General features: G+C 61.6%; 11 protein-coding genes and 1 rRNA gene. 3 read left to right on the top strand and 9 right to left on the bottom strand.

What is annotated here, in order from left to right:
• Positions 1 to 503: 503 nt before the first annotated feature.
• Entirely contained in the window at positions 504 to 2621 is a 2118-nt protein-coding gene (locus SOM28_RS26155) for a TonB-dependent receptor family protein (RefSeq protein ID WP_320469947.1), read from the top strand.
• On the opposite strand, the gene SOM28_RS26160 is transcribed toward SOM28_RS26155, so the two are convergent.
• The 7 genes from SOM28_RS26160 to SOM28_RS26190 form a co-directional block, all read right to left on the bottom strand.
• Entirely contained in the window at positions 2596 to 4128 is a 1533-nt protein-coding gene (locus SOM28_RS26160; protein ID WP_123072344.1) for a DUF3482 domain-containing protein, read from the bottom strand. The genes SOM28_RS26155 and SOM28_RS26160 overlap by 26 nt on opposite strands.
• On the bottom strand, positions 4125 to 5603 hold the full coding sequence (locus SOM28_RS26165) for a DUF2868 domain-containing protein (RefSeq protein ID WP_320469948.1): 1479 nt from the start codon (positions 5601 to 5603) through the stop codon (positions 4125 to 4127). Before SOM28_RS26165 ends, SOM28_RS26160 begins: the two co-directional genes overlap by 4 nt.
• A 161-nt stretch (positions 5604 to 5764) precedes the next feature.
• Entirely contained in the window at positions 5765 to 6121 is a 357-nt protein-coding gene (locus SOM28_RS26170; protein WP_229415106.1) for a hypothetical protein, read from the bottom strand.
• A 59-nt stretch (positions 6122 to 6180) separates the two neighbouring features.
• Positions 6181 to 7290, bottom strand: coding sequence for a lysophospholipid acyltransferase family protein (locus SOM28_RS26175; RefSeq protein WP_320469949.1), 1110 nt, complete (start codon positions 7288 to 7290; stop codon positions 6181 to 6183).
• 21 nt (positions 7291 to 7311) lie between these two features.
• Positions 7312 to 8031 carry a hypothetical protein gene (locus tag SOM28_RS26180; RefSeq protein ID WP_320469950.1) on the bottom strand — a complete coding sequence of 240 codons (720 nt, stop codon included), beginning with the start codon at positions 8029 to 8031 and terminating at the stop codon, positions 7312 to 7314.
• A 252-nt stretch (positions 8032 to 8283) separates the two neighbouring features.
• Positions 8284 to 9552, bottom strand: a complete 1269-nt coding sequence (locus SOM28_RS26185) for a hypothetical protein (RefSeq protein WP_320469951.1) — start codon at positions 9550 to 9552, stop codon at positions 8284 to 8286.
• A 76-nt stretch (positions 9553 to 9628) separates the two neighbouring features.
• Positions 9629 to 9775, bottom strand: a complete 147-nt coding sequence (locus tag SOM28_RS26190; protein ID WP_183407527.1) for a hypothetical protein — start codon at positions 9773 to 9775, stop codon at positions 9629 to 9631.
• A 303-nt stretch (positions 9776 to 10078) separates the two neighbouring features.
• Here SOM28_RS26190 and SOM28_RS26195 point away from each other — a divergent pair, with 303 nt between their 5' ends.
• Both SOM28_RS26195 and SOM28_RS26200 read left to right on the top strand, forming a co-directional pair.
• Positions 10079 to 10651, top strand: a complete 573-nt coding sequence (locus SOM28_RS26195; protein ID WP_320469952.1) for a DUF2975 domain-containing protein — start codon at positions 10079 to 10081, stop codon at positions 10649 to 10651.
• The gene (locus SOM28_RS26200; RefSeq protein WP_320469953.1) at positions 10651 to 10899 is read left to right on the top strand and encodes a helix-turn-helix domain-containing protein; all 249 of its coding nucleotides are present in this window, start codon (positions 10651 to 10653) and stop codon (positions 10897 to 10899) included. The genes SOM28_RS26195 and SOM28_RS26200 overlap by 1 nt, the downstream gene beginning before the upstream one ends.
• Positions 10900 to 10902: 3 nt before the next feature.
• Here SOM28_RS26200 and SOM28_RS26205 read toward each other — a convergent pair whose 3' ends face one another.
• Together SOM28_RS26205 and rrf are read right to left on the bottom strand one after the other, a co-directional pair.
• Positions 10903 to 11289, bottom strand: a complete 387-nt coding sequence (locus SOM28_RS26205; RefSeq protein ID WP_320469954.1) for a hypothetical protein — start codon at positions 11287 to 11289, stop codon at positions 10903 to 10905.
• 97 nt (positions 11290 to 11386) lie between these two features.
• Positions 11387 to 11477, bottom strand: a 5S ribosomal RNA gene (gene rrf, locus SOM28_RS26370); the annotation flags it as partial.

An 11477-nucleotide genomic window follows, 5' to 3' on the forward strand; every position in this document is an offset into this window, starting at 1 on the left:
CATCTCATTGCTGAGACAACGTATTTCTTTTTTGTGAACATTTGATAATTTAAGTAATCAAGAACCGAAGTTCTTGGCACCTTCATCAAACGCCCACACTTATCGACTGTTAATTTTTAAAGAACTTTATTCGGTGCTGCATCATCTGCTGTTTGCTTCGAATCGTTGTGTTCGTCAGCAGCAGAGGAAAGAGAGTATGAAGTGTTTTTCGTTTTTCGTCAACCCCTCATTTCGCTTCGTCTCAGATTTCTCTGCCGATCTTGCTACCGTAACCGCTTGATTACGTTAACATTTTTCGGTCATGCCGAAGCGGAGGCGAACTATAGCAAACCTCGACAGGGTTCCGCAAGACCCTATGCGAAGCATGTTTCAGCTATTTCAGTTAGCCATGATTTTGCTGGATTGTTTCCGTGCGCACGTAATACTCCGTTGCAAGGTATATTCCTTGGCTGATTGGCAAGGCCCCTACCCTCGCGCGCTTGCTACGCACCCATGGAGAAAGAATGAAGCACACCGTCTTGCGCCGCACGGCGATCGCCGCCGTTTGCGCCTGCTGGCCCCTGGCAGTCCTCGCCGAAGAGATTCGCGACCCAATGAACGTGGTCGTGGTGAGCGGCACCCGCGCCGAACACACGAGTTTCGACCTGCCTGCCTCGGTCGACGTGGTCGATGCGGCGCAGATCGGCGACACCCAGCTGCGCGTCAATGCGTCCGAAGCCCTGGTCGCCGTGCCGGGCATCGTGGTGCGCAATCGCGAGAACTATGCGCAAGACCTGCAGATCTCTTCGCGCGGCTTCGGCACCCGCTCCGCCTTCGGCGTGCGCGGCGTGCGCCTGGTGGCGGACGGCATCCCGGCCACCATGCCCGACGGCCAGGGCCAGGCCGCGACTTTCAACCTGGATCTCGCCGAGCGCATTGAAGTACTGCGCGGCCCGATGTCCGCCTTATATGGCAACCATTCCGGTGGCGTAGTCCAGCTCTTTACACGCGAACCGACCAATGCGCCCACGGTCGAAGCCAGCTTCACCGGCGGCAGCTATGGCCAGCGCAAGTTCGACACCAATGCCTCCGGCCGCAGCGGCGGCATCGGCTACCTGCTCGATGCCTCGCGCTTCGAGACCGACGGCTATCGCGACCACAGCGCCGCGACGCGCAAGCAGGCCTACGCCAAGCTGGTCGTCGAACCTTCGTCCACCAGCCGCCTGGTGCTGACCGCGAGCGGCCTGCGCCAGGACGATACGCAAGACCCGCTCGGCGTCACCTGGGCCACTTATCAGCGCGACCCGCGCGCGGGCGAGATCGATACCACCGATACGCAGACGCCCCAGCGCACGCTGGCCGATCGCTACGACACGCGCAAGAGCATCGATCACCAGCAGTTCGGTGCGACGTATGAACAGAAATTCGGCGCCGACCGCCTGCAGGTGACCGCCTACGGCGGCAACCGCCGCGTCATCCAGTACCAGTCGTTCTCGCGCGGCTTCCAGGCGCCGAACAGCCACTCGGGCGGCGTGATCGACTTCGACCGCGACTTCTACGGCATCGACGCCAACTGGCGCGCGGTGCGCCAGGTCGCCGGCGGCACCATGCGCGCCACGGCCGGCCTGGAATTGGCGCGCTCGAAGGATGCGCGCCAGGGCTTCGAGAACTTCGTCGGCGATACCTTCGGGGTGAAGGGCAACTTGCGGCGCGACGAACAGAACGAAGTGACCAGCGTCGATCCTTACGTGCAGCTGGAGTGGGAACGCGACCGCTGGGTGCTGAGCGGCGGCGTGCGCCATAGCCGCGTGGACTTCGACGTCAAGGACAAGTTCCTGTCCAATGGCGACGATAGCGGCGGCGCCGACTTCCGCCACACGACGCCGCTGGTGGGCGTGCTCTATAAGGTCTCGCCGACCCTCAACGTGTACGCCAGCGCGGCGCGCGGCTTCGAAACGCCGACGATGAACGAATCGTTTTATTCAGGCACGGGCGGCGGCTTCAACTTCGCGCTCGAACCGGCCATCGGCACCCATCTCGAAGCCGGCGTGAAAGCCATGGTGGCGAGCGGCGTGCGCCTCAACGCCGCCGTGTTCCAGGTGAAGACGAAGGACGAGCTCGTGGTCGACGCCTCGTCGGGCGGACGCACCAGCTACCGCAATGCCAGCGCCACCCTGCGCCAGGGCGGCGAGTTGTCGGTGGACGCAGAACTCGGCGCCGGCTGGAATGCGCGCCTGGCCCTGAGCATGCTGCACGCGGTCTATGACGAAGCCTTTGGCGCGGTGCCGAAAGGCAGCCGCCTGCCCGGCCTGCCGAAGACCAGCTTCTACGGTGAATTCGGCTGGAAGGAAGCGGCCGGCCGTTATGGCGCGGCGCTCGAGACCATCGCCAACAGCAAGGTGTACGCGGAAGACACCAACAGCGCCACGCCGGCGCCGGGCTATGCGATCGTCAACGCCCGCGTGCAGGCGAGCCAGCAGCTGGGCGGTTGGAAGCTGCGTCAGTTCGCGCGCCTGAACAATCTGTTCGACCGTGATTACGTGGGTTCCGTCATCGTGGGCGACACCAACCGCCGCTATTACGAAGCGGCCCCGGGCCGCAACTGGATCCTGGGCGTCAGCGCCCAGTACCAGTTCCAGTAACTGCGTCCTTGTCCAATGTCGGCGTTGCCGGCGCTGCCTGCGCCGGCGCGCCCGGCAGCACGGCATCGGGATACAGGCGCTCGAGCGTCGCCGTCACCGCCGGCACCAGCACCGCCTCGACCAGCCTGGTGGCGGCGCCCAGGTCCGGCGCTTCGCGCACCGCCTGCCACAGGCGGTCCCCGTTGATGCCGACGCCGTTCAGCGCCTGCTCGGCCTCGGCCTGCCAGAACGGCGGCGCCTCGCTTTCCACATAATTGCCCCGTCCTCTTCCGAAGTGCGCCACCGCCAGGTAGCGCAGCATGGCACTGGCCAACAGCGTTTGCAGGAACGGATTGGCGAACTTCACATTGGCCTGGTTGCGGTCCGTACCCTGGTTGAAACCCCAGGCCGCGCCGGCCGCCGTGATGCCGCCGGCGATCGCGCCCAGCAGCGCGCCCGCGCCCAGGGTCAGTCCGCCGACCATCGCGTCCGCCGACAAACCGGTGGCCGCTCCCGACACCACCGCGCCGAGCAGCCCGGCCTGCGCCTTGTCCACCGGCGCACGCACCGCGAAGTTCTCGCGCACGCGCGCGTTGACGTTCACCGCTTGTCCGGGATCGATGCGGTACAGCGACAGCATGCGCGCGGTCGCGTGGTTGATGCCGTCGTTCAGGCGCTGCACCAGCGCAGCCATCGCGAGATCCTGGCGGCGCTGCTCGTCCTTGCCGATGCCGACCGCCTTCAATGCGGTACGCAGCATGCCCCCTCGTTCTTCGCCCAGCGGCTCGCTGTCGCGCGCCGCCGCCGCGATCTGCTCGGCGCTCATGTTCAGCGCGCTCGCGTAACGCACGCGGTTACGCTCGGCCCATGCGGCCAGCAGGCGTGTATAGGCGGGTCGTTTTTCCTCTGCAATCAGGCCCGCCACCGATTCATAGAACACGTGTTCATGCACCCAGCAGCGGGCGAAGGCGTCCAGCGGCAGCACTTCCTTCACCACCTGGTATTGCGCCAGGTGCTGCTTCCAGCGTTTGGGTTCGGCTTGCTCCTCGTGCGCCGGACGTGGTGGGCCGACCTGGTTGAGCAGCACGACCACCGGCTTGCCCAGCCACTCGAGGATCTTCATCTCGGACGGCAGGTAGCCGGCATCCTGCGGCGATTCGGACGAGTTGACCAGGTAGAGCACGACGTCCGCCTCCTCCCTGGCCGCGCGCAGCGCCTGCTGGCTGAGCCAGAACGGGCGGTCGCGGTAGCGGTCGAACACCTCGCGCAGGAACCAGCCGATCGGATTGCCGGCCAGCGCGAGACGCTTGTGCAGGCGCACCGAGTCGCCGAAGCCCGGGGTGTCCCACAGCACGAGCGAGTCGCCCTCTTCGGTGTTCAGGAGCGGGTAACCCTCCGAGATCTGGGTCACGTGGGCGGCGTCGCGGATCTCGCCGACGTCCATGCCGACCAGGGTGCGCGCCAGCGTGGTCTTGCCGTTATTGGTGTGCGAGACCAGTGCGAACTGGATTTTTGCGGGCGTGATCATCGCAACTCCGGCAAGGCGAGGCCCGCGCCCAGTTCAAGCGGATGCTTGTCGGGCTGAAGCAGATTGACGACGTGGGCCGAGGTGCCATGGAAGCTGCAGAACTGGCGCCACAGGGCGTGGCGTTCGGCGACGCGCTCGCTGCCCACCTGCTCGCCGATGCGCTCGAGCAGCGGCGACTCGTCGAGCAGCACGGCTACGCCGCGCGGCACCCGCTTGACCAGGTAGTCGAGCAGTGCGCCGTGGTTTTCCTTTTCGGGCGTGGCGGCAAGGCTGAACAGCACCGTGGTCACGGTGATGCCGGCTTCTTTCAAGGTCGTGTCGCGCAAGGCGTCCTTGAGCTCGACGCCATAGCCGATCGGCGGCAGCAACTGCACCCGCGTCTGTCCGCCCAGGGCCGCGGCGGCGATCGCCCACAGGCCGCGGTCGCGCGGTTCGTCGAGCGTGTAGCTATAGGGGATCACGCGCAGCACGGCCGGCGTACCGGCGCCGATGCTGTCGGCGAGCTTGCGGTAATAAGGCTGGTCGAGATCGATCGGGAAGTTGCGCTTCAGGCGGCCTGCGCGCACGCCCGCGACCAGTGCCAGCACCACGCGCGGCAGGATCACCAGCAGCAGCAAGGTCGCGCCGTACAGATGGACCCAGCGGTCGCCGACCGGCAAGCCGGCGGCGCCGCCGAAGCGCAGCTGCTCGATCTCGGCGGGCGAGAAGCCCTGCAAGAACGGGAACACGGCCAGCGCCGGCGTGAACAGCCATGACAGCAGCGTGTGCACCTGCTGCGCATCGAGGAAGGTGCTCTCCCATCCGGTGACGTACTCGGTGAGCAGGCCGCGCGCATACAGCGAGGCGACGGCGCCGAGCGCGAAACCGGCCGCCGCCAGGTGGAAGGTGCGCGCCAGGCGGGCGCGCGTGAGCGGCTCGCTCAGCACCGCCCAATCGGCCAGGTAGTGGGCGACGCCTTCGGCCAGCGCGGTTGGCAGCTTGCGCGGCGCGACCGCCTTGCCGACGCTCAGGCGGCGCAGCAGTGGCACGCCGCTTTTGCCCCGGCGTGCGGCCGGCACAATGGCCCAGACCAGCAGGCCGAGATAGACGAACAGGTTCCAGCCGACGATCGCCAGTAGCGGCGCCGACAGCAGGTCGACGCGGTGCGGATCGGCGATGCGGTCGAGCGCGGCGCCGAGCAAGAAGGCCAGGAATGGCAGCGCGATCCAGATGCCGCTCATGCCGGGGGCGCGGCGGGCGAAGGCGCCAAAGGCCGGCGTGCGTTCGCCCAGGCGCTTGAGGATTTGCTCCGCGCGTTGCTGCAGGAAGTGATGCTGGCTCACCGCGATATGACTGTCAGCCGCCTGCCAGGCAGCCAGCTCGCGCGCGCTGCGGGTGGCGTACATGCGATCGTCGTCGCTCAGGACCGTGTGGGCAACATCGGCGTATTCAATCGAGCGCACCAGCACGACGTTGCGTGCGACCTGTTCGTTCATGCTTCTCCTATGGATGAAATGGCAATGTCGTTAGAGGCATTGTGCACCAGATTCAAGCGGGCTGGCAGTGGGCTGGCACACCGTGCGTCCTACGCCGATAAGAAAAAACCCGAGCATTGCCCGGGTCGGTGGTATTCGTGGACGGTCGAGGTCCTGATGTGTCAGCCTTTTTGTTTGCTGCCGGAGTCCGAAGACGGCTGGTACTGCTCCATGCCGCCACCGGACTGCCGCGATTCGCCGAGGCGGTCCTGCTCGCCGCGCGCCTGCATGCGCTGGGCCTGCTGGCGGGCGCTCCATCCGCCGGCCTGCGAACCGGCGCCGACGCGCTGGCCGCGTCCGGTCGAATCCGATTGCATGGATCCTGTGTTCCCCCTCGGGAAAGGCGTGTCGAGCCCGCCCGGCATGACGTAACCGGGCGCCCTGGACTGCAGGCTGCCCTCGGCCACCATCAAGGTTTTTGGTTTTGCGCTACCGCGTGCACGGTTGTCTACGCCCTTGACCTTCTCTTTCGACTTCATCGCGATCCTCCGCTTTGCTGAACAAGAAATTTCATCATGCGCCCCACGGGTGAGCGCCTCTATAGGACAAGTGGTCGGCGCGCTGTAGGAGTGTCCTGACCATCACCTGTCTGCGACTGAGTATGCGGCCTTGTTTTCGAGCTTGCCACGTGTCCGGCCCCGTCCCCGACGTCGAGCGGTATCGATTTGAGCTCATCCATGATGTCCGGCCATTCAGGTAAAACCGACGCGAACTGGCGAGTGGCATTGTCGAGCTTGCCCATCCATTCGGCGTGTGCGGTCGCATCCACCGGGAGACGGTCGGCCAGCAAATCACCCATCTTCGGCAGGTACATCCAGTGCTCTGGCGCTGCCCGGATCTGCCTTTCCAGTTCGCTGAAGATAGCGGCTGTCAGCAGCGGGAGGTCAGTCTCGACATCGCCAGTCCTTTCGTAATGGATCGGTGCGCCCAGCTTGAGGGTAGAGGCCAATCCGGCTCCCGGACAGTTATAGCCGACGATGACGTTGGCCCGGCCCTTGATTGCGAACAGCGCCGTGCCGGCCATGGCCGGGATCAGGCGGCCGAAGAATGGCACATACAATACATGCCCGGTAATGTCGAACACGTCAGGCATCATCGTCAACGCTTCGCCGCGCTTGAGCACCCGCAGGGCTTTCAGCACTGCGGTATCGTCGTTGAACAGCGCGTGATAACCGTATCCCAGGCGGTGGAACAATTCTTCGAAACCCTGCGAAGTACGGCTCTTCAAGGGTGGGTTGTAGAAGGCGTTGATGGTTTTACGGTGTCCGATTTCCTTGATCAGCTTCAGGCAACCCGCTGCAAAATTGCCGTAATGAGGCGTTACGAAGATGACAGGTGCTTCGCTTTCCACGACGGCATCGAGATGCTCGCGTCCTTCGACCCGGACATAACGGTCGAGGAAGGCATTGAGCTCGTCGGCCTGCAGCGACGTCAGGTACTGCTTGATAAGCGCGAACTTGCGCATCGACACCCAGTGGCGCACATACAGGTCATGCGCCGCCGCCGCCGAAATGTCGGGAAATACCGTACGGATCGAGTGGTCGATGCGTTTTTCCAGCATGGCGGCAGCCTCGCCACTCGACAGAAATAAGCGAGCGCGTGCGGCAGCGATTCTGCATCGCACGACCAGTTCCGGGAAGTAAGCCATTTGGTCATCCCTCCACCGGATTCAGCTCGCATTGCGCAGCGCGGCCACGCGCGCCGCTGCGATGCGGGAGAGCGCCTCGGGCATGCCGCCGGGCGAACGTTTCCAGGCCTTGAAGTAGGCTTCCAGCTGCTCGATCCGATTGTGCCGCTCGATCTGGTAGCAATGTTCGCTTGCCCGATACAGGTGATGCCAGGAGAGCGTATCGTCCGGCGCGACCGAAGCCGATACCTGCAAGTGTCCCAGCAGCCAGCGCAACAGCGTCGTCATGGCCTGGCTGTTTCCCTCCGGGCCGATGGCCGGCGCATCGCAGCTGACAAGTTCCGGACCGACGCTGGCGGTGGCCGGGAAGTAACCGATCGTGAGCAGTGTTTTGATGCCATACCGGCACAATAAAGGGTCGAGTACCGAGAACCGGCACGCCTTGCCGAGGAAGCTCGTGCTCGCCGTCGTCCCCGCCGTCAAGGAATGCAGCTCGGGAAAGCTGACGTAGACGACCGCCTGGGGTTGGGCGACCTGGATCTTGACGTGTTTAATGACCTCGTGGGTCTGGCAACGCGGCAAGTCAGTGATAGTCGTGCCGAGGATCCATGATAATTTGGCGAGCGCTTGGCTCTCGATCAGGATCAATGGCAAGCTTCCCTCGGACGCGATCTCATGCAAGAGTTCCAGTGCCGCTCCACTGAACGGCAATGCCATCAGGCACGAGCCGTTCTTGTTGAGCGCCGCCTGGATATGTTTCATGGCCTGATCGCGTGGCGCCACCGGACCATCGCTGAAGGGCTGCCCGCCATGTCGGCGTTGACGCCGTTCGCATGCGGCTTGGGCACGCAGTGTTGCATCCTCATTGCTCAAACCAAGGTAATACGCCATTCCAGCCGCCGTCTGCTGGATGAGTTGCTCCGTGTCGGGCGGTCTGTTGGTTGGTGCCTGTGCCCCCTGGCGGCACAAGGCAGGTTGGACAAGCGTGCTCATACGCGAAAACATCGGAGTCCCCTAAGTGGAGTGACGACGAGAAGGCAGCGTGCGGGCCGCGCGAATGCTGGACACGATCACGTGCATCCCCAAACGGAGCCGGTTCAAAAAGAACATGCTGGCTAGCATGATCATGAACGGCCATACCAATATTGCAAGACCATGACCTACGGCCGATGCGGCTTCTGCCCAGCCCATTCCATCCAGAGAGATCGATTCCTGCCAGCCGGCGCCGGTCATCGACGCAAAAAAGACCGCCGTCGACGAAAGTTCGCGTGCCAGGAACAGGCCTATATAGACGAAGTAACATGTGCTCAACAACAGATACGCGTGCAGGATCGTCGCCTGTAATGGAGGCCTGGACGCGCTTTGCTTACGTAGCGCCCGCGCGACCAGGATGGTGATTGACTGACGCACCTGCCGGTGAAGATTGTGCAAACCGCTCAGGTCCGACAGCAGCCAGTAACCGTCAAACTTGAAGACGGGATTCAGCGTCAACAGCATGGCAAACGTAACCAGCCAGGCAAGTTTGAAAGCGACGGGATTGCCGCTGACAAGGGCAACCACATCGACGGCAATCAGGAAGAGCGCCTGGAAATACACGCCGCCGAGATCGACGACGGCCCGCTGGCGGCGCTGCAATTGCCAGGCTTGGGTCACGTCCGCGTACCACACCGGAAAAACAAGATAGAGCCCGAATCCGATGCCGCCGTGGTCGCACCGGAAATAGCGACAGGCAGCGAGATGGCCGCATTCGTGGAACATGCCGCTTGCCAGGAACAGCAAGACCAGAATGCATGTTTGCGGAACTGTCCACGCGCTGTGCGCGATGTGCAACGCGTCCGGCAGGACCATCGCGTGAATTAGCACGAACAAGGCAACGATGGGCATGACGCACCGAGGCTTGAACAGCCAGGCAAGCGAGGCAGCCACGCGCGCGGCGTAGCGCGGGGCGATGACAGTTGCGCTGACGATGAACGGTTTCCTCACCAGCGGCAGCGGCGTGTCGCGAAACAGGGCCGGCGGCAAGGTGTGTTTCGCGAGCGTGATAAGTGTCGCCGCAGGAACGCGCATACCGGCTTCTGCAGCGAAATCGCTCTCCAATTGTTGTTGCGTTCCTGGGCTGCGCAGCAAGGCGAGGATGAGTGCCCTGGCTTTGACCGAGATCAAAAAGTAATTGTCACCAAGCGTGAGGAGATACTGCTGCGCTGATTCTGAGTCAATATCCTCATAGGCGGCGATGGTGATGTTCCCTTTCAACAAAGGGATCGACGTGTCTTGATGCGACATGGTGGCCCGGCCGTTCCGCTATGTTGATACACCAGAGCTTGCATTGAGATCGTGGAGTACTTGGCTCGAAGGTCGCCTACTCCCAGTTTCCAAAGAGCCCTGCATAGGTGCAGGTCGACTTCCAGTCTGTCTCTGGCGGTGGTTCGACCATTGCTTCCATCTCGAAGCGGCTCTCCAGTGCTTCAATCGAAAAATCATCAACGGCGAGATCGGATGCTTGCATGTTGTTCCTCCATCGATATGATGAGTCAGGTGTCACAATTGGCCATTCCAGCGCATCGATCGGCCCTGACAACCTTGCTAGGGACTATTGGTTATCGTAAATACAAATAAAGTCTACGACGCGGAAAAAACACTGTCAAGCAGTAAGTTCTTATTGTTTGACAGTAAGAACAAATACTGGTTAAGCTCAACTGTCCTTTCTCGAGTGAAAGCAGAGCAACACAAGAGAAATTTGCTGAAGTACAATAACAATTGCCACATCAATAAAATTGTTGCGGCGCGTGTGGAAGGGTATAGGCGATCCATGGATAAGATCGATTCTCACCAGATGCAGCTGTCGCCATTGTTTCGCCTTTGCAGTTTTATTAGATGGCTCTTGCTAGCCTTTCTGTCGATTCAAATTGTATTTTTCCTGCTTCCCTGGATCGTGCCGATGCCATTAGAACTTGGACCCATGCATATTCAACTCGACCCCGAGGGGATGAGAGAGGGCTTGGTGAACGAGTTATCCGTCTCTCAGAAAATCATGGGGGTTCTGATTGGGCTGCCAGGACTTGGGGCACTGACGTTCGGTTTTATCCGGCTGGGCCAGACCTTGAGGCGCTTCCAGCAAGGTCGGATATTTGCAGTCGATACCATTGCGCGCCTGCGCGCATCTGCAGGGGCAATCCTCCTGGCAATCGTGCTGTTTACCCTGGAAAAACCGGTTCGGGACCTTGCGTTCAACCTGCTGGGTAACGGTCAGAGCTATCCGATCTCTGTCGATGTCAATTCGAGCGAATTGTTACTGATCCTCGTTTGCAGTCTCTTTTACTTGATCGCCGGCGTGATGCATGAGGGCCGTCGTTTGAGCGAAGAGAACGAGGGCTTTATCTGATGGCCATTATCATCAATCTCGACGTGATGCTCGCCAAACGCAAGTTGAAATCTAAAGAGCTGGCCAGTTATATTGGAATTACGGAACAGAATCTTTCGTTGCTGAAGTCGGGAAAAGTGAGAGGGATCCGGTTTTCGACCCTTGAGAAGATTTGCGAGAAGCTCGCGTGCCAACCAGGCGACATTCTGGAATGGCGGGAAGGTGACGACTTCGCGGATGATGATGTCGACCACCTCACCGATGCCTGAGCCTTATTCTCCTGGCGCCGGTGTGGCGATGATTTTCCTGATTGCGTCGATCACCTCAGCAGGATTCTGACGCTGAACCTGGTGGTCGGAATCGACAATGATTCTTTTTGCTTTCGGATAAAGCCCGCTCACGAACTCCCTTGTCTTCCGGTCTTTGTTGAAGGCGCCGAAATCGACACCGACCGCGGTCGCGTCCTTCGGTTTGTTGATGAGCATGACGATCGGCTTGTCGTCGATCGGCGCAAGCGACAGCACCTGTTCGCTGGTCTGGTGAATGGCGTCGATTTCCTTATTCACAGTGCTCGAGAAGAACAGCCGCTTGGCGCCGCGGGGCCAGAAAGGGAACTCATCGGATTTCTTCTGCCTGGGAGGGCAAGCGCTGAACTGCATACAGGCCGGATAGGTTGCGGAAAGCGCGATCCGGACCGTAATTCAGAATGCAAAAAAGCCCGCTCAAATCATTGAGCGGGCTTTTTCTATATAACTAGCCTGACGATAACCTACTTTCACACTGGTTGCAGCACTATCATCGGCGCAAAGTCGTTTCACGGTCCTGTTCGGGATGGGAAGGGGTGGGA

The sequence above is a fragment of the Massilia sp. CFBP9026 genome (genome assembly GCF_034045165.1).
Lineage (GTDB): Bacteria > Pseudomonadota > Gammaproteobacteria > Burkholderiales > Burkholderiaceae_D > Telluria > Telluria arenae.